Here is an 18,096-nt window from a genome sequence, read left to right on the forward strand (position 1 = left end):
GGCAGATTTCACGGTTGGGGATTGCGGTTATGGTGCGACGGCAAAACACTCACATTTTTTCGCTGCAGCCGTTATAAAGCGGAATATTCATCCGGGAGTCTTCAATGCCTGCGAAATTATCGGTTAATCTCAATGCCATTGCGATGCTTCGAAACCGGCGTGATTTGCCGTGGCCAAGTGTTACAGGATTGGGAAGAGCAGCTCTTGTCGCTGGTGCTGCCGGATTGACGGTGCATCCGCGTCCCGATCAGCGTCATATCCGTTTTTCTGATCTGGGTGAGATCCGCGCTCTGATTGATGACGAATTTCCGCAGGCAGAGTTCAATATCGAAGGCTTCCCAAGCGAGGCATTTCTTGATCTGGTAGAAAAGCATCAGCCGGAACAGGTGACGCTTGTGCCCGACGACCCGACACAGGCAACGTCGGACCATGGCTGGGACTTCGTGTCGAAGGCTGACTTTCTGGCTCCGATCGTGGCCCGACTTAAAGCGGCCGGGATGCGGGTATCGCTGTTCGCCGATCCTGATCCGCTCGGATACGAACGCGCCAAGGCTATCGGTGTCGATCGTGTCGAACTCTATACTGGCCCCTATGGCGCGACTTATGACGACCCTGCGGCTGCCAGGCGTGAGCTGGATCGACTGGAAAAGGCGGCAAATGCAGCGACTGCGTTGGGCCTCGACATCAATGCGGGACATGATCTGACAGTAGACAATCTGCCTGCACTGGTGAAACGTATCCCGCAGTTGAGCGAAGTTTCCATTGGACACGGACTGACAGCCGATGCGCTGATGTATGGGATGCCGGTAACGGTCAGCCGCTACATCGCGGCCCTTGCGTAACGCGTCGGTCAATGCGCCTGGTGCATGGCTCGGATTGGAGCCGTGCAAAAAGCGCATTTGCATTCGAGTGAGACAAGCTTTAGGCGTCCGCCACTATTCATACGCGTTGGGGGCGCGCAGGATCGTATGAGGGAAGCATTGAAGCAGTTTTCCGACGTCTGCTTTCCGCGCCGAGGCAGTTCTATTGTCATTGCATTCGGGCAGATTGCCACGTTCAATTGGTGCCATGCCCATGATTAAAGTTGATTTGGGCAAGGGTACGGCAGCGAGGCTGCAATTCGCAACTTTTTGCGAATACACCCATTATCTCAATTCGATCCCCAGTAACTCCAGCCAAGATCTTTTCAGGAAGTTGCGAGGTGCCTGCATATGAGCGGCGAGCTGAATGGCAATGACACGCCGATACGGGCCGCTATGCCTGCTGTCGGTGTTCCTGAAAGCGTCGCTTTTGCTGAAGATGCCGAGCAGCATAATGAGAGCATGAAGACGCTGGTGCTTGGCGCTCTGGGGGTTGTTTACGGTGACATCGGCACCAGCCCTATCTACGCTTTTCGCGAAGCCCTTCATGCGGCGGCAAGCGATGGTATTCTTGCTCGCAGCGACATTCTAGGTGTTGTTTCACTGATTTTTTGGGCGTTGACGCTCGTTGTCACCATCAAATACGTGCTGTTCGTGTTACGCGCCGACAACAATGGCGAGGGTGGCATTCTTTCGTTGATGGCTCTTGTCAGAGGTGCGTTGAAAGGCAGACCTGATCTGATTCTAGGGGTAGGTATCTGCGGGGCGGCGTTGTTCTTCGGCGACGCAGTCATCACGCCTGCAATTTCGGTTCTTTCGGCAATGGAAGGTCTTGAGATCGTCGCTCCTGATCTCACGCCGTTCGTTGTTCCCATCACTGTCGTCATCCTCGTGACACTGTTTTCTGTCCAGAAACTGGGTACCGGCAAGGTGGCCATCGTTTTCGGGCCGATTATGGCATTGTGGTTTCTGGCGCTGGGTGCGTCCGGCCTTTGGCATATTTTCGATGATCCGACGGTTATGATGGCGCTCAATCCCTATTATGCGGTACGCTTTCTGACGGTTAGTCCCGGTGTGGCGTTCATCACTGTTGGTGCCGTGTTCCTCGCGATGACTGGTGCCGAGGCGCTTTACGCCGATCTTGGGCATTTCGGGCGCAAGCCGATTGTGCGTGCATGGCTATGGGTCGTTTTCCCATGCCTGCTGCTCAACTATTTCGGACAGGCTGCATTCATTCTTTCGCATGGTGAAGCCGCTGCTCTGCCGTTCTTCCAGATGATGCCGAGCTTCGCGCTTTGGCCCATGGTCCTGCTGGCAACGGCGGCAACAGTTATCGCGAGTCAGGCCGTTATTACGGGTGCTTATTCAGTGGCGCGTCAGGCTGTTCAGCTCAACATTCTTCCGCGCCTTGAAATTCAGCACACTTCGGAAAAACTGCATGGCCAGATCTATATTCCGCGCGTCAATCTGCTGTTGGGGCTGGCGGTGGTTATTCTGGTGCTTGGTTTCGAAAAGTCCAGCAATCTGGCTGCAGCCTATGGCATTGCCGTCACTGGCAACATGCTGGTCACGACGGTTCTGCTTTACATCGTGATGACCCGCATCTGGAACTGGCGTGTAAGCCGCGCCCTGCCGATTATTCTCGGCTTCCTTATCATCGATATCATGTTCTTCAGTGCGAATATCATCAAGGTTCATGAGGGCGGCTGGGCTTCAATCGGTATCGCGGTTGTACTCGTCCTCATCATGTGGACCTGGGTGCGTGGGACGCGACATCTCTTTCACAAGACTCGCAAGGCTGAAGTCCCGCTTGATCTCATTGTGGAGCAGATGGCCAAGCGTCCGCCGACCATTGTGCCGGGCACGGCCGTATTTCTGACCGGCGATCCTAAAAGTGCTCCAACCGCGCTCATGCACAGCCTGAAACATTATAAGGTTCTGCACGAAAACAATGTTATATTGACGGTCGTGACCGCATCGAAACCATGGGTTTCAAGTGCTGATCGAGCGCGCGTATCCCAATATAACGAACGCTTCATGCAGGTGACGCTTACCTTCGGCTACATGCAGCAGCCGAACATTCCGCGAGCGCTCGGCATCTGCCGCAAGCTTGGCTGGAAATTCGACATCATGACGACGTCGTTCTTCCTGTCGCGCCGGTCGCTCAAGGCGTCAGCTCATTCCGGCCTGCCGCTCTGGCAGGACAAGTTGTTTATCCTGCTTGCCCGAACCGCGTCCGACGCGACAGAATATTTCCAGATTCCGACCGGTCGTGTGGTGGAAATTGGAACACAGGTGAATCTGTAAACCCACCTGAATCGATAGTTTTAGAGCATAATCCGACCGGAGTGAAACGAGGATCGATAAGATTATGCTTGAAATAGAAGAAGTTAGAGCGCTTTTCCGGTTTCGGGAAGGCGCTTTTTTGCATTTCATATGGATGAAAATTAATCCTGCATTAGGCTGCCGTAATTTTTGAAAACATGCTTGACCGCTGATGAAACAATAATTATGAATTGGGAACCGTACCGTACGGTACAAGGTGGAGGAAAAGACCCGTGACTGATATCAGCGACGAATTGCAAGCTCAAAAGCAGCAAGCTCTTTCGCCGCGTCAGAACGATGTTCTGGAGCAGGCATTGCGCCTTCTAGTGGAGGGCGGGGATCGCGCTTTGACGACGGCTAGTATTGCTCGTGCCGCCAACTGCTCGAAGGAAAGCCTCTACAAATGGTTTGGTGACCGCGACGGTCTGCTGACTGCGATGGTTCGCTGGCAGGCATCGAAAGTTCGTGTCGTGCCGCTGACCCGCGAAAAGCTGGATGCGGAATCTCTCTTCTCAAGTCTGGAGCATTTCGCGCGCGACTGGCTGCTGGTGCTTTCGGGGAAAACCTCGATTGCCCTGAATCGATTGGCGGTGAGCCATGCAGCATCAGGTAAATCGATGCTCGGCGATATCGTTCTGGCCAATGGGCCTGTGGCCATGGCCAAGCGTCTCAAGCCTATTCTCCATATGGGGCAGGAGGTGGGTCTGCTCGCCTTCGACGATATCGATGAGGCATTTCGCACGTTCTTCGGGCTTGTCGTCCGAGACATGCAAATAAGGTTGCTGCTTGGCGACCATCTGGAACTGACTGACGACGTGGTCATCCGGGATGCCCGGCGTGCCACTAAGCAGTTTTTTGCCCTCTATGGGGCCTAATCACATCGGCAGACGCAAGAAAGCCGAAGAACAATCTGAACGAAGGGAATAAGGAAATGCGCGTTTACTACGATCGGGATGCAGACGTTAACCTGATCAAGTCGAAGAAGGTGGTTATCGTCGGTTATGGAAGCCAGGGCCGCGCCCATGCGCTGAACCTGAAGGATTCCGGTGCCGCTAACGTGCGTGTGGCCCTTCGTGAAGGTTCTGCGACCGCGAAGAAGGCACAGGCTGACGGCTTCGAAGTGACGAACGTTGCCGATGCCGCCAAGTGGGCTGATCTCATGATGATGGCCACGCCTGACGAATTGCAGGCTGACATCTACAAGGAACACATTCACGACAATCTTCGTGATGGCGCCGCAATCGCTTTCGCCCACGGTCTCAACGTGCATTTCGGTCTCATCGAGCCGAAGAAGTCGGTTGACGTTGTCATGATCGCGCCGAAGGGCCCAGGCCATACGGTTCGTGGTGAATACCAGAAGGGCGGCGGCGTTCCTTGCCTCATCGCCATTCATCAGGATGCCTCGGGCAATGCCCATGATCTGGCTCTCTCCTACGCTTCGGGTGTTGGCGGTGGCCGTTCGGGCGTCATCGAAACCACCTTCAAGGAAGAGTGCGAAACTGACCTGTTCGGTGAGCAGGCTGTTCTTTGCGGTGGCGTGGTCGAACTGATCCGTACCGGTTTTGAAGTTCTGGTTGAAGCGGGCTATGCTCCGGAAATGGCCTACTTCGAGTGCCTGCACGAAATGAAGCTGATCGTGGATCTGATCTACGAAGGCGGCATCGCCAACATGAACTACTCGATCTCGAATACCGCTGAGTGGGGCGAATACGTCACCGGTCCACGCATCATCACTGCTGAAACCAAGGAAGAAATGAAGCGCGTTCTGAAGGACATTCAGACCGGCAAGTTCACTTCCGATTGGATGCAGGAGTATCGTGCAGGTGCAGCGCGCTTCAAGGGTATCCGTCGCAACAACGACAGCCACCAGATCGAAGAAGTTGGCGAAAAGCTCCGCGGCATGATGCCATGGATCGCAGCGAACAAGCTCGTCGACAAGGCGCGCAACTAAAATCAGTGGGGTTCAGGTTCTGGCTGTCAGCAAATGCTGCGGTACACCGGAACCAGAATGTCATTTGATTTTCGAGCTTTTACGAAGGTCGAAATGAGGGGCGCTTCTTGCGCCCCTTCATACTTGGCACTCTATCGCAGAGTTGATCGTCAGCCTAAAGCGAACAAAAAGAACCCAAATTCTGCGCCAGTTTTTTCGTTTCATGCACTTTGAGGCCCAAAACAATTCCGAATATCTTTATTCCATAGAAGCATGGGAAAAGCTGTTCTCGTCTGCCGAAAAGTGCGCTAGAGCTTCACATCCAATAGCCAAGTTCTGAGGAGGCTTAGCTATTACAAGTTCCGTAAAATGTACGGATAGTCTAATTGAGGAGATTTCCCGTGTTGGACTGGGAAAATGTATTTGCAACGCGCTCGAAACGTATGCGCGCATCGGAAATCCGCGAACTACTGAAGCTTCTGGAACGTCCAGATATTATTTCGTTTGCGGGCGGAATTCCTGATCCGGCTCTTTTCCCGCACGAAGAATTCCAGGCAGCCTATAAGGATATTCTTACTGGCCCTGAAGCCAATGCTGCGCTGCAATATTCTGTTTCGGAAGGCTACAAGCCGCTGCGCACATGGCTGGTAGGTGAGCTTGCCAAGATCGGCATTCCCTGCACGGAAGAAAATGTGTTCATCACATCGGGTTCGCAGCAGGCTCTCGATTATCTGGGCAAGCTGTTTCTGTCGCCTGCCGATACAGCACTTGTGACCGCGCCGACCTATCTCGGCGCGCTGCAGGCTTTCAACGCTTATGAGCCGAACTACGATACGCTGGCGATCAACGGCAATCGTACCCCAGCGTCCTACGCTGAAGCTGCCAGGAAAGCTGGCGGTCAGGTCAAGTTTGCTTATCTGTCCGCCGATTTCAGCAATCCGACAGGTGAAACTGTAGATCTTGCCGGTCGTGAAAAACTGCTCGCGCAGGCGGATGAACTCGACATTCCTGTGATCGAAGATGCGGCCTATCAGTATCTTCGCTACAATGGCGATGCGATCTCGCCGATCCTGGCGCTCGACATTGCCCGCAACGGCGGAGATGTCGAGAAAACCCGCACCATCTATTGCGGCTCTTTCTCCAAGACACTGGCTCCGGGTTTGCGCGTTGGCTATGTGGTTGCGTCGAAGCCAGTCATTCGCAAGCTCGTTTTGATGAAGCAGGCTGCGGACCTTCATTCATCCACCATCAATCAAATCGCTATTCAACGAGTTGCGAGCGGCGGCTTTGATGTTCAGGTGGCGAAGCTGCACAGTGTTTATAAACACCGTCGCGACAAGATGCTTGAGGCACTGGCGAATTATATGCCGGAAACCACCAGTTGGACAAAGCCTGAAGGCGGTATGTTTATCTGGGTTACACTGCCGGAAGGTATGGATGGCGCGGCACTCCTCGCTGCATCCATCGACAGTGAGAAAGTCGCGTTCGTTCCGGGAAGGGCATTCTTTGCCGATGGGACTGGTGCCAATACTTTGCGCCTCAGCTATTCATGTGCCAACGACGAGATGATCGATGAAGGTATCAAGCGCCTTGGCCGTTTGATACGCGCTCAAACGAAATCCGCTGCTGCCTGATCAGCACGAACGAAAAAGCCCGGGATTGCTCCGGGCTTTTTCTTACTGGAATGGCGAATTACAACCTGATCTCGGCCCAGCCAATGGCTGATATGTGTTGTCGGATGTTCTGTAGCTGCGATAGCGGTTCGAGCACCACTGAATATGGTTGCTGGTCGGTCGCGCGCCCGCCGTTGGTGGCTGCATCGTGCGCCGATATTGCAATGCGTCACCGTTCTTGTAGTTCAATACGCCATGCTCGGTGACATAAGTTCCACTTTCCCGGCATTGCGTTGAACCGTAGCAATTGCGGGCGCTCGGGTCTGTGCGATTGGCGCCTGCCTGACCACCAATAATCAACGGACCACTCGGCTTCAGCGAGGGAAGATATTGACTGTTCCGCAGTTCGACGGCTGAACCAGCACTTGCAATGCCTGCAACGAACAGTCCGGTCAGTACGGTTAGGCGCAGAATTTTTCCCATCGTCTCGGCTCGCTTCAATCTCTATTCTCCCGATATATGGGCATATTCTATACCCAAGTCACCGCTTCAGCAGAAATTTATTGGTTTCGGAATTCATCCCCTTGCCAATCGCCCGGCAAGCAGAGAGATTGCGAAAGCATGTTTACTATAGCTACCTTCAATGTCGAAAATCTGATGCGCCGGTTTGATTTTTCCGGCTTTCGCAACGAATTGCATCAGGATCGCGCCTTGCAATTGTTCGAAATCAGCGATGAGGCGCAATATCGCCTTCTCGAACAGGCTCGTGCCGTTGCGCATGCGGATGATACGCGGCAGATGACAGCGCTCGCGATCGCGGAAACACGGGCGGATATTCTCTGCCTGCAGGAGGTCGACAATCTGGCTGCGTTGAATGCGTTTGAGTATGGATATCTTTTCAAGATGATAGGTCATGGCTTCCGGCATAAATATCTCATAGACGGCAATGACAGCCGAGGTATTGATGTTGCCGTTATGATGCGCGACACGACACGGGACGGGCAGCCCATCGAGGTCGACGAAGTCACAAGCTACGCCTATGTAACCTATAATGATTTTGGCCTTTATGAACCTGTCCTTGGGGAACTTGGGCTTGAACCTCATGACCGCATTTTCAAGCGGGATTGCCTGAATCTGGATATCCGAATTGCTGGAAAGCCCATATCGCTTTTTGTGACGCATCTGAAATCAATGACAGGTGCGCGCAACGGATTTGACGGACGGACAGCATCTCTGCCGGTGCGACGCGCAGAGGCACGCGCCATTCGCCGTATCATCGAGGATAAGTTCGGACCGTCTAATGTTGCAAATCGTCGCTGGCTGATTTGCGGTGATTTCAATGATTATCGTGAGCGGATCATTATCGGTGGCGATGAATGGAACGGCTATCAATTTACGCCGATGGTTGAAGAAGAAAGCGCGCTCGACGTGCTTTTAGGGGACGGCTTCGCGGTCAATCTGGTCGAGCGCCGCCCCGTTATGGACCGCTGGACGCTTTACCATACGCGCGGGCCACAAGAGCGTCATCTTTGCCAGCTTGACTACATTATGGCCTCACCCTCATTCGCGAAGAAGAATGAAAAAGCGGTGCCGGAGATCATTCGGCGAGGGCAGCCCTGGCGCACGATCTTTCCACCCGATCAGCAGGTCGACCGTTATCCCCGAACCGGATGGGACCGCCCGAAAGCAAGCGATCATTGTCCGGTGGCAGTGACAGTGAATATGGTTTGAATGATGCAACACGTCCGGGAAAATACCGTCTACGTTATTGATAGTGCTGATGTCCGGGTTTTACCTGGTCCTTTGCCATATACTGAGCAAAACAGCGAAGCGATTGCTTTGAACTGGGAGCGCGAGCGCGCCGCGAATCCAACTCTGTTCGATGGTGAGTTCTATTTGGCACCGCAAGCTGAATTGACAGGCGTTGTATTTCAGGCAGGCTTCAAGCGCACCAGTTTTGCGACGCTGATGCACTGGCGACATGATGAATCACAAGAACGTCCGTGGCATATTTTTGGTGTTGGTGTAATTGTTTCGCGTGAGGGCTATCTGATTGCCGGGCGAATGAGCGCGCAAAATGCGGGAGCAGGAAGAGTTTATTTTCCGGCAGGCTCAATCGACGATAATGACATTGTCGATCAATGTGTCGATTACGACGCCAATCGGCGACGTGAGGTGCAGGAGGAAACGGGTCTTGATATTCAGGACGCGCGCGCAGAGCAAAAGATCAATCTTGTGACCGGTAACCGTAGCATAGCGCTTTTCCGCCGTTATTATTTTGATGCACCATCCAAAGAACTGGTATCGCGGATTGAACAACATATGTCGTCGGAGGTGGAGCCGGAGCTGTCCGAGATCATACCGGTGAACGCAGCCGGTGCGATGGGAGATGCTACACCGTCTTATGTACGAGCATTTGCCGATTGGCATTTCAATAATCTCTAAAGCTTGCCCGGACTTGCAGATGACAGCGCCGCGAAATTGGCTATGCTCGCAAATAATGTGAAGCATAACGCATTGGAGTGAAATCGGCTTCGCAGTCGGTTTTATAGGCAGATTGAGGGGAGAATGAGGGATGAGTGACGCCGCTGTTTCCGGCAGGTTCTACGAGGTTTTCGACGTTTTCGCCGACAAGGCTCTGGCTGGAAATCCGCTGGCTGTCGTCCACGACGGCGAAGGCTTGAACGATACGCGTATGCAGGCCATCGCACGCGAGTTCAATCTTTCTGAAACGGTCTTCATCTTTCCTCCGAGCAATCCCGCGCATGAAGCAGCGGTGCGTATCTTTACGCCTGATTATGAGCTTCCCTTTGCCGGGCATCCGACAGTGGGGGCTGCCGTGTCGCTGGCCCGTCGTCGCAAGACGGGCAATGAGACGGATAGACTCGTGGCCTTGGAAGAGAAGGTGGGCATTGTTCGCTGTGGTGTAATACTTGGCGAGAACAGTGCCTTTGCCGAGTTCGATCTGCCCCGCCTGCCAGAGAAGCTTGACGTCAAGATCGAGAAGGAGGAGGCGGCTGCCGCCATCGGTCTCGGTACGCACGAGATCGGATTTGAGAATCATGTGCCTGCCGTCTGGAGCGCAGGCACGCCTTATCTCCTTGTGCCGGTTCATAATCTAATTGCTGCAGCAAAAGTGTCCATTGATCCGGTCTATGTGAACGAAAGCCTGCCGCACGTGGATGGCCGACCTTTGCCGATCTATGTCTATTGCCGCGAAACAATTCTGTTCGACAGCAATTTCCATGCGCGTATGTTTGTAACAGGCGCCAATGTCTATGAAGATCCTGCTACGGGCTCGGCCGCTGCAGCCTTTGCAGGCATGATTCAGAAGAACGACAAGCCTATTGACGGCAGTTCGCAGTGGTGGATCGAACAGGGGATGGAGATGGGACGGCCGTCGCGGATTCGTCTTGAACTGGATGTGGCCAAACAGCAGCTCACAGGAGCCCGGATCGGCGGCACTGCAGTCAAGATCGCGGAAGGGCGCCTGTTCGTCTAATAAAAACACAATGCTTTGCGATTTGATCACGGTCAAAGCTGCGACGCTGCCCTATGTTAATTTGTCAATAAACAAGCAAACGGCGGAGGCGTGCCATGATGATCAGGGAAATGTCGGAATACGATATCCGGGATATGATACAGCACACCCATCTGGGGCGGTTGGCTTATGTGCTCGACAACCGTCCGTTTATCGTACCGCTCAGTTTCCGGTTCAGTGGTGGCTCGCTCTATTCTTTTACGACGGATGGTCAGAAGACCGAGGCCCTACGCAAGAATGATGCCGTTTGTATCCTTTTCGATCACATCGAATCCCGAACGAGCTGGCGCACCGTTGTACTTAACGGTCACTATCGAGAGATCGAACGTGAGGACGAGAAAAGTTCGATTGTCGCGCTGATGGCTTCGGAGCCGACCTGGTGGGAGCCGGCGTACATAAAGACGATTGCGAAGGATGGGCACGAACGCAAACTTGAGCCGGTTTTTTTCCGTATTGATATCGAAAGTGCGACGGGCCACCAGACTGGTTGAAAACGAAGAAGACCCGATATTTTCGCGCCTTCTTTGTTGTTGCTTTACTTTACCACCAGAACCGGTGTGTTGCTGCGGGTCAGGACTTCATAGGTCTGACTACCGAGAAGCATCCCTTTCAGTCCGCGGCGACCATGGGAAGCCATGACGATAAGGTCGTTGCGTAGCTCCTTGGCCGTCTCGATGATGGATGTTGCCGGATGCGGGGCAACCTCATGCAGCGTATGAACTTCGACGTCTGTTTCAGCCGCCAGTTCGCGAGCGCGAGCGAGGGATTTATCAGCGTATTCGTTCCATTCCTGCTCGAAGCGCTCAATAAATGCAGGGCTGTCGGTCCAGCCGCCTGGAAGCCCGGAAACGGAATAGGGGGCGGTCACAGTTAGCACTGTCACCTTCGCGCCGACTGTATGCGCCAGCTTAAATGCGTGGACGAGCCCACGCTCTGCAAACTCTGACCCATCGGTCGTTACGAGAATATTCTTGTACATGCTGCCCTCGCTGTTGCTTTTCCACCTTTAAGCTAATGTTTTAAAGAACCATATCAAACCCCTTGTCTGCCAAGTTGTTTAGACGGAACAATTTCATGCCCCTCGACTGCGACGCCTTTCATGCTAGCTGGATAGCGACAGTTCTCAATCTCGATTGGCCGTCGCGCAGTTCGTCCCGCATTGAAGACGATGCCCAACGTATAAAGCGCCAGAAACAGGAATTGGTCAGGCTTTTCGATGAAGCGTCCGAGCATGGTATCAATGCGGTCATTTTTCAGGTTTCGCCAACCGGCGATGCATTTTACCAATCGTCCTATTTGCCATGGTCATCCTATTTGACTGGAACCCTTGGCAAAGATCCGGGTTTTGATCCGCTGAAATTTGCAATTCAGGAAGCGCATAAGCGCGGCATAGAATTGCATGCATGGCTTAACCCCTATCGTGTCTCGATGGACACAAAGCCATCGACCCGCAAGGAATTGCGGAACTCGTCGAAGGAATCTCCTGTCAGTGTTTATAAGTCTCATCCAGATTGGGTCGGTGTCTCGGCGGATCGTTATGTCCTTGATCCCGGCATTCCGACTGTTCGCGAATGGATAACGAATGTGACAGCAGAGGTCGTGCAGAAATATGATGTCGATGGCATCCAGTTCGATGACTATTTCTACTACGAAACAGCATCGTCGAAACTTGATGACGACAATTCATATGCACGGTTTGGCACGCGCTTCTCAAGCAAATATGAATGGCGTCGCTACAATACCCACACGCTGGTGCGGGACATTTCAGACAGGATAAAATCCATCAAGCCGAATGTTCGCTTTGGTATCAGCCCGAGCGGCGTTTGGCGCAACGCTGCGGACGATCCGCGCGGTTCTGCAACCCGTGCCGGAAAAACCAACTATGACGGAGATTTTGCCGACACGCGGCGATGGGTGAAAGAAGGCATAATCGACTATATCGCGCCGCAGATTTACTGGTCCTTTGGCCGCAAGGATGTGTCTTACGGAACGATTGCCAAATGGTGGGCTGATACGGTTCGCGGGACGAAGACCGATCTCTATATCGGCTTGGCACTCTATCGAGCCGGTTCCGGAACCACGCTTGAACCCGGCTGGCAGGTGGGTGAGGGTGTGACCGAAATTAAACGCCAGCTTGAGCTCAACGAGTCTTTGCCGGAGGTGAGAGGAAGCATTCTCTTTCGCCAGGGTTTCCTTTCCGACCCGAAGGTCGAAGGTGTGTCGAACTATCTGAAGAAAACGTGGGGCAAATGCAGGTCACGGAAAGCTGACGGCAAAAAATGATCATGGACCGCTGAATTGTTGTTTGTTTGATTGAAATCAAAGAGCTTCGTTTGAGCGGGTGCTAACCAACCATCGTTGCCGGTTTCCACCAGAGCCGGTGACCCGGGGTGCCGAGGCCCTACTCGAATGGCACCCCGGCTAAATCAATCTGTCGAGCGCATGAGCGCGATCTTTCCGTAACGTCGTCTTGTCGACAGCCAGCGGGTGCTGTCGGCGTTGCTCCCCTCTGTTTCATCAAATCAGCACCCGCGTCCAATTTCTATAAAAATGGGACCACTTTAGCCGTTCTTGATCCTAATCAAGGCGGGCAACCGTGACCGCGATTAGAGCAGATCTAACCGGGAGTTTGCGATTCTGGATCGCTTCCCCCAATTCACCGGTTGCTAAATGAAAAGGTAGTTCCATATCATTCCCGAGAAGGTTCTGGCAGACGCTGGAGGCGGGGCGGTGGGGACAATCAAAACCCTTGCAGGCAGCGACCGCTTGCCGGTGCTTCGTTTGAAGACGGCGTTGTGACGATGATGGCAATGAGGGTGTTTCATTATGGCTTTCAACCGTAAGCAATGGATACTGGCCGGGGCGATTATCGTTCTTGCCGCAGGCGGGTATTATGCTTGGAAGACGCTGAACGGCGATGGATTGCCGGAAGGTATTGCCAAAGGCAATGGGCGTATAGAGGCGGTTGAAATCGACATTTCGACGAAGAGTCCGGGGCGCATTCGCGAAATCCTCGCGGATGAGGGCGATTTCGTGCAGGAAAATGACATCCTTGCGCGCATGGATACGGATCAGTTGGAAAGTCAGCGCAAGCAGGCTGAGGCGCAATTGCGCCGGGCGGAGATTGGTATCGAGACCGCACGCAGCCTTGTCACGCAGCGGGAAGCTGAGCGCACGGCAGCAGAAGCGACTGTGGCGCAGCGCGAAGCGCAACTGGATGCTGCCCAGCGTCGCCTGGCCCGATCCCAGCAATTGACGCAATCGCGCACCGTTTCGCAACAGGTTCTCGATGATGACCGAGCAACCGCGCAGGGGGCAGAAGCCGCTGTCGGTGCAGCCAAGGCGCAGCTTGCGGCGACCGAAGCAGCTATTGGGGCTGCTAAGGCGCAGGTTGTGGATGCCGAAGCGTCAGTTGAAGCGGCCAAGGCAGCGATCGCGAGCATTGAAGCAGATATCAATGACGCCACTTTGAGGGCACCTAAGCCGGGCCGGGTTCAATACCGTGTTGCTCAGCCGGGCGAAGTGCTTTCCGCAGGCGGGCGGGTGCTCAATCTTGTAGACGTCAGCGATGTTTACATGACCTTCTTCCTGCCGACGGCGCAGGCCGGGCGAGTGGCCATGGGTGCGGATGCCCGGATCGTTCTCGATGCTGCGCCGCAATATGTCATTCCTGCGAAGATCAGCTTTGTGGCTGATGTGGCCCAGTTTACGCCGAAGACCGTTGAAACGGAGGAGGAACGCCAGAAGCTGATGTTCCGGGTCAAGGCGAAGATTCCGCAGGAACTGCTTCAAAAATATATCCAGCAAGTGAAAACGGGATTGCCGGGCATGGCCTATGTCAAGCTTGACCCCAATGCCGAATGGCCGAAGAATCTTGCGGAAACCGTGAAATGAACGATGTTCCTGTCAAAGCTGGCGCCAATGACGACAGCTTTGTCGTCCGGGCGCAAGGCGTAGGGCTGTCCTACGGGAAAACACGTGCTCTGCGCGAAGTAAACCTTGATATTCCCGCCGGTTGCATGGTCGGTTTGATCGGCCCTGACGGGGTAGGGAAATCGAGCCTGTTATCATTGGTGGCCGGGGCGCGGACGATGCAACAGGGCCGCATCGAGGTCCTTGGTGGTGACATTTCTGATAAGCGTCATCTTCAGTCCGCCTATCCCCGTATCGCCTATATGCCGCAGGGGCTTGGAAAGAATCTTTATCCGACGCTTTCGGTGTTCGAAAACATCGATTTTTTCGGACGGTTGTTCGGACATAACCGAAAAGAACGTGAGCGTCGGATCGCCGATCTTCTGGCCCGCACGGGTATGTCGTCCTTCGCGGATCGTCCGGCTGGCAAACTTTCCGGCGGCATGAAGCAGAAGACAAGTCTTTGCTGCTCGCTGATCCATGATCCCGATCTGCTTATTCTCGACGAGCCGACAACTGGCGTCGATCCGTTGTCTCGGCGCCAGTTCTGGGAACTGATCGACGACATCCGCAAGGACCGTCCCGGAATGAGCGTCATCGTCGCCACGGCCTATATGGAAGAAGCTGAGCGCTTCGATTGGCTGGTTGCAATGAATGACGGGCAGGTTCTGGCGACGGGGACGCCTGGGGAATTGCTGCAGCGAACCAACACGCCAAACCTCGATGCTGCCTTTATCGCGCTCCTGCCGGAAGAATTGCGAAGGGGCCATCAGGATATCGAGATTCCGCACCGTGACTTTGGTGCCAACGCTGAAATCGCGATTGAAGCAGAACACGTCACCGTTCGCTTTGGCAATTTCACTGCGGTGAATGATGTGAGTTTTCGCATCCCGCGTGGCGAAATCTTCGGTTTTCTTGGTTCAAACGGTTGCGGCAAAACCACGACTATGAAGGTTTTGACGGGGTTGTTGCCTGCCAGCGAGGGAACGGCGCGGCTGTTCGGGCGCGAGGTGGACCCCAAGGATATCGATATACGCCGTCATGTCGGGTACATGTCACAGGCATTTTCGCTCTATTCGGAATTGACCGTCCACCAAAATCTGGAACTTCACGCCAAACTGTTTGATATGGCGCAGGATCTGACCGAACGCCGCATCAAGGAGTTGACCGAACGCTTTGATCTCACAGAGGTTATGGACTCCTTGCCTGACGCCTTACCGCTTGGTATCCGCCAGCGCTTGTCACTGGCTGTGGCTCTGATTCATTCCCCTGATATTCTCATTCTCGATGAGCCGACATCGGGTGTCGACCCGGTCGCTCGGGATGCTTTCTGGCAAATTCTTGCCGACCTGTCCCGCAAAGATAATGTTACGATCTTTGTTTCTACCCATTTCATGAATGAAGCAGAGCTTTGCGACCGGATTTCGCTGATGCATGCCGGCAAGGTGCTGATAAGCGATACGCCGAAGGCGATTACCGAAAGTCGCCATGCCGAAACTCTGGAAGAGGCTTTCGTCGCGTATCTTCAGGACGCAATCGGCGAGACAGAACAGTCAGTACCATCGCCTGCAATTCTTCCAGAACAGATGACGGAGGCAGGCGAAACGCATCCAAAGAAGGCTTCAAGCTGGTTGCCGGACATGAGGCGAATGCTGGCCTACACACGGCGTGAGGCGCTGGAACTGAAGCGTGACCCAATCCGCGCCACGCTGGCTATTCTCGGTAGCGTCATCCTGATGTTTGTCATCGGTTACGGTATTAATCTGGATGTCGAGAATCTGAAATTTGCGGTGCTCGATCGTGACGATACGACAATCAGCCGTGATTATACGCAGCAGATTGCGGGTTCGCGCTATTTCTCTGAGCAACCTGCCTTAACAGATTACGATGATCTTGATCGAAGGATGCGTGATGGTGAAATCAGTCTTGCGATTGAAATTCCACCGAACTTCGGCGCAGATGTGATGCGTGGGCGCCCGGCCGAAATCGCTGCATGGATTGACGGCGCAATGCCGTCGCGGGCCGAGACCGTGAAAGGCTATGTTCAGGGTATGCATGCCAACTGGCTGACGCAGAAAGCCCGCGAGCTTTATGGCAGTGCGGCGAATGTCGGCAGTTTCAATCTGGAGATACGCTACCGATATAACCCCGATGTGCAAAGCCTTGTGGCTATGGTGCCGGCGGTCATTCCGTTGCTGCTGCTCATGATTCCCGCAATGCTGGCGGTGCTGAGCGTGGTTCGTGAAAAGGAGCTGGGATCGATCATCAATTTTTACGTAACGCCGGTGACGAAATTCGAGTTTCTGTTCGGCAAGCAATTGCCCTATATCGGGCTGGCATTTCTGAATTTCCTGATGCTGACAGCCTTTGCGGTGTTTATTTTCCGGGTTCCGTTTACGGGAAGCTTCCCTACTTATGCGCTGGCGGCGCTGCTCTATGTGACGATCGCGACCGGTATGGGACTGGTTCTGTCCACCTTCATGAACAGCCAGATTGCAGCAATCTTTGGAACGGCGCTTCTAACACTCATTCCGGCCGTACAGTACTCCGGTATCATCGACCCTGTGTCGTCGCTGCAAGGTGCAGGCGCATTCATCGGAAAAATCTATCCGGCGACCTATTTCGTGACCATTTCGCGCGGGGTTTTCTCCAAGGCGTTGGGGTTTGCCGATCTCGCAAGTTCGTTTCTGCCCTTATTGATAGCGGTGCCGGTGCTCATGGCGCTAGCTATCGTTCTTCTCAAGAAACAGGCGAGCTAAGATGCGGATATCCAACATATTCCAGCTTGGCGTGAAGGAACTGCGCGGTCTTGCGCGCGATCCGATGTTGCTGATCCTGATCGTTTATGCCTTTACGCTTGCGATCTATACGGCATCAAAGGCGATGCCTGAAACTCTTAACAATGCGGCAATAGCGATTGTCGACGAAGATCAGTCGCCGGTTTCCAGCCGGATAACGACGGCATTCTATCCGCCATATTTTGTGCCTCCGAAGCTGATTTCATCCTATGAAATGGATGCCCGGATGGATGAAGGGCTCGATACGTTCGCGTTGAACATACCGCCGAATTTCCAGCGCGATCTTCTGGCAGGCCGTTCGCCGACAATCCAGCTCAATGTCGATGCAACCCGGATGAGCCAGGCCTTTACCGGGGGTGGCTATGTGCAGTCAATTGTGTCGAGTGAGGTGAGCGAATTTCTCAATCGCTATCGCGGTAGCGCACAAGCGCCTGTCGAACTCAATCTCAGAGCGAGATTCAATCAGGATTTGAACAAGGGCTGGTTCGGTGCAATCAATAACGTGATTTCATCGGTTACGATGCTGTCGATCATCCTGACGGGCGCAGCCCTCATTCGAGAACGCGAACATGGAACCATAGAACACCTGCTGGTGATGCCGGTAACGCCGGTTGAAATCATGGTCAGCAAGATATGGTCTATGGGGCTCGTCGTGCTGATTGCTTCTGCTTTTGCGTTGGTCTTCGTGGTTCAGGGGCTGCTTGCCGTCCCGATCTATGGGTCGGTATCGTTGTTTCTCGTGGGCGCAGCGCTCCAGCTTTTTGCGACGACCAGCCTTGGCATTTTCCTGGCAACGGCGGCTGGTTCCATGCCGCAGTTCGGAATGCTGCTGATGCTGGTGCTTCTGCCGTTACAGGTGCTTTCAGGGGGGACAACACCCCGCGAAAGCATGCCCGAGATCATCCAGACAATCATGCTGGCCGCGCCGAATACGCATTTCGTCATATTGGCGCAATCGATCCTGTTTCGCGGGGCAGGGCTGGGCGTCGTCTGGCCGCAATTTCTGGCACTGATCGTTATTGGTTCTGTGCTGTTCTACTTTGCGCTTCAGCGGTTCCGTGCATTTCTGCGATAGGAAAATTCTTTGAAATCAGGAAGCTGAATCCATTCCTTGCGA

The 18,096-nt window shown here is 53.9% G+C and carries 15 protein-coding genes; 13 read left to right on the forward strand and 2 right to left on the reverse strand.

The annotated features are described in order from the left end of the window. Positions 1-104: 104 nt before the first annotated feature. From FIB18_RS18625 to FIB18_RS18645, 5 genes are all read left to right on the forward strand, one after another. On the forward strand, positions 105-842 hold the full coding sequence (locus FIB18_RS18625) for a pyridoxine 5'-phosphate synthase (protein ID WP_140022122.1): 738 nt from the start codon (positions 105-107) through the stop codon (positions 840-842). A gap of 369 nt (positions 843-1,211) precedes the next feature. Then, the gene (locus FIB18_RS18630; protein ID WP_140022123.1) at positions 1,212-3,167 is read left to right on the forward strand and encodes a potassium transporter Kup; all 1,956 of its coding nucleotides are present in this window, start codon (positions 1,212-1,214) and stop codon (positions 3,165-3,167) included. A 251-nt stretch (positions 3,168-3,418) separates the two neighbouring features. Then, the gene (locus FIB18_RS18635; protein ID WP_140022124.1) at positions 3,419-4,060 is read left to right on the forward strand and encodes a TetR/AcrR family transcriptional regulator; all 642 of its coding nucleotides are present in this window, start codon (positions 3,419-3,421) and stop codon (positions 4,058-4,060) included. Positions 4,061-4,116: 56 nt separating this feature from the next. Further along, positions 4,117-5,136, forward strand: coding sequence for a ketol-acid reductoisomerase (ilvC, locus tag FIB18_RS18640; RefSeq protein WP_140022125.1), 1,020 nt, complete (start codon positions 4,117-4,119; stop codon positions 5,134-5,136). Positions 5,137-5,516: 380 nt separating this feature from the next. Next, entirely contained in the window at positions 5,517-6,749 is a 1,233-nt protein-coding gene (locus FIB18_RS18645) for an aminotransferase-like domain-containing protein (protein WP_140022126.1), read from the forward strand. Between the two features lie 42 nt (positions 6,750-6,791). On the opposite strand, the gene FIB18_RS18650 is transcribed toward FIB18_RS18645, so the two are convergent. Beyond that, on the reverse strand, positions 6,792-7,211 hold the full coding sequence (locus FIB18_RS18650; RefSeq protein ID WP_140022234.1) for a BA14K family protein: 420 nt from the start codon (positions 7,209-7,211) through the stop codon (positions 6,792-6,794). Positions 7,212-7,349: 138 nt separating this feature from the next. Here FIB18_RS18650 and FIB18_RS18655 point away from each other — a divergent pair, with 138 nt between their 5' ends. From FIB18_RS18655 to FIB18_RS18670, 4 genes are all read left to right on the forward strand, one after another. Then, positions 7,350-8,459: an endonuclease/exonuclease/phosphatase family protein gene (locus tag FIB18_RS18655; protein ID WP_140022127.1), complete on the forward strand. Its 1,110-nt coding sequence runs from the start codon at positions 7,350-7,352 to the stop codon at positions 8,457-8,459. Between the two features lie 3 nt (positions 8,460-8,462). Next, positions 8,463-9,173 carry an NUDIX hydrolase gene (locus tag FIB18_RS18660; RefSeq protein WP_140022235.1) on the forward strand — a complete coding sequence of 237 codons (711 nt, stop codon included), beginning with the start codon at positions 8,463-8,465 and terminating at the stop codon, positions 9,171-9,173. A gap of 130 nt (positions 9,174-9,303) precedes the next feature. Beyond that, positions 9,304-10,230: a PhzF family phenazine biosynthesis protein gene (locus FIB18_RS18665; RefSeq protein WP_140022128.1), complete on the forward strand. Its 927-nt coding sequence runs from the start codon at positions 9,304-9,306 to the stop codon at positions 10,228-10,230. Positions 10,231-10,325: 95 nt separating this feature from the next. After that, on the forward strand, positions 10,326-10,760 hold the full coding sequence (locus FIB18_RS18670) for a pyridoxamine 5'-phosphate oxidase family protein (RefSeq protein WP_140022129.1): 435 nt from the start codon (positions 10,326-10,328) through the stop codon (positions 10,758-10,760). Positions 10,761-10,804: 44 nt separating this feature from the next. On the opposite strand, the gene FIB18_RS18675 is transcribed toward FIB18_RS18670, so the two are convergent. Then, positions 10,805-11,248 carry a universal stress protein gene (locus FIB18_RS18675; protein WP_140022130.1) on the reverse strand — a complete coding sequence of 148 codons (444 nt, stop codon included), beginning with the start codon at positions 11,246-11,248 and terminating at the stop codon, positions 10,805-10,807. A gap of 95 nt (positions 11,249-11,343) precedes the next feature. Between FIB18_RS18675 and FIB18_RS18680 the strand changes: the two genes are divergently transcribed. The 4 genes from FIB18_RS18680 (at position 11,344) to FIB18_RS18695 (ending at position 18,054) form a co-directional block, all read left to right on the forward strand. Beyond that, positions 11,344-12,552, forward strand: coding sequence for a glycoside hydrolase family 10 protein (locus FIB18_RS18680; RefSeq protein WP_140022131.1), 1,209 nt, complete (start codon positions 11,344-11,346; stop codon positions 12,550-12,552). Positions 12,553-13,095: 543 nt separating this feature from the next. After that, complete coding sequence (locus FIB18_RS18685) at positions 13,096-14,163, forward strand: HlyD family secretion protein (RefSeq protein ID WP_140022132.1); 1,068 nt, start codon at positions 13,096-13,098, stop codon at positions 14,161-14,163. Next, positions 14,160-16,940, forward strand: coding sequence for a ribosome-associated ATPase/putative transporter RbbA (gene rbbA / locus FIB18_RS18690; protein ID WP_140022133.1), 2,781 nt, complete (start codon positions 14,160-14,162; stop codon positions 16,938-16,940). The genes FIB18_RS18685 and rbbA overlap by 4 nt, the downstream gene beginning before the upstream one ends. A gap of 1 nt (position 16,941) precedes the next feature. Next, complete coding sequence (locus tag FIB18_RS18695; protein ID WP_140022134.1) at positions 16,942-18,054, forward strand: ABC transporter permease; 1,113 nt, start codon at positions 16,942-16,944, stop codon at positions 18,052-18,054. Positions 18,055-18,096: the final 42 nt, after the last annotated feature.

Origin of the sequence: Brucella pecoris, from assembly GCF_006376675.1 — a bacterium.
GTDB lineage: Bacteria > Pseudomonadota > Alphaproteobacteria > Rhizobiales > Rhizobiaceae > Brucella > Brucella pecoris.

What these genes read in the sequence shown, in the direction of transcription:
- FIB18_RS18625 (WP_140022122.1), top strand. Translation starts at nt 105, where the DNA reads ATGCCTGCGAAATTATCGGTTAATCTCAATGCCATTGCGATGCTTCGA.
- FIB18_RS18630 (WP_140022123.1), top strand. Translation starts at nt 1,212, where the DNA reads ATGAGCGGCGAGCTGAATGGCAATGACACGCCGATACGGGCCGCTATG.
- ilvC (WP_140022125.1), top strand. Translation starts at nt 4,117, where the DNA reads ATGCGCGTTTACTACGATCGGGATGCAGACGTTAACCTGATCAAGTCG.
- FIB18_RS18650 (WP_140022234.1), bottom strand. Translation starts at nt 7,211, where the DNA reads ATGGGAAAAATTCTGCGCCTAACCGTACTGACCGGACTGTTCGTTGCA.
- FIB18_RS18655 (WP_140022127.1), top strand. Translation starts at nt 7,350, where the DNA reads ATGTTTACTATAGCTACCTTCAATGTCGAAAATCTGATGCGCCGGTTT.
- FIB18_RS18660 (WP_140022235.1), top strand. Translation starts at nt 8,463, where the DNA reads ATGCAACACGTCCGGGAAAATACCGTCTACGTTATTGATAGTGCTGAT.
- FIB18_RS18665 (WP_140022128.1), top strand. Translation starts at nt 9,304, where the DNA reads ATGAGTGACGCCGCTGTTTCCGGCAGGTTCTACGAGGTTTTCGACGTT.
- FIB18_RS18670 (WP_140022129.1), top strand. Translation starts at nt 10,326, where the DNA reads ATGATGATCAGGGAAATGTCGGAATACGATATCCGGGATATGATACAG.
- FIB18_RS18675 (WP_140022130.1), bottom strand. Translation starts at nt 11,248, where the DNA reads ATGTACAAGAATATTCTCGTAACGACCGATGGGTCAGAGTTTGCAGAG.
- FIB18_RS18680 (WP_140022131.1), top strand. Translation starts at nt 11,344, where the DNA reads ATGCCCCTCGACTGCGACGCCTTTCATGCTAGCTGGATAGCGACAGTT.
- FIB18_RS18685 (WP_140022132.1), top strand. Translation starts at nt 13,096, where the DNA reads ATGGCTTTCAACCGTAAGCAATGGATACTGGCCGGGGCGATTATCGTT.
- rbbA (WP_140022133.1), top strand. Translation starts at nt 14,160, where the DNA reads ATGAACGATGTTCCTGTCAAAGCTGGCGCCAATGACGACAGCTTTGTC.
- FIB18_RS18695 (WP_140022134.1), top strand. Translation starts at nt 16,942, where the DNA reads ATGCGGATATCCAACATATTCCAGCTTGGCGTGAAGGAACTGCGCGGT.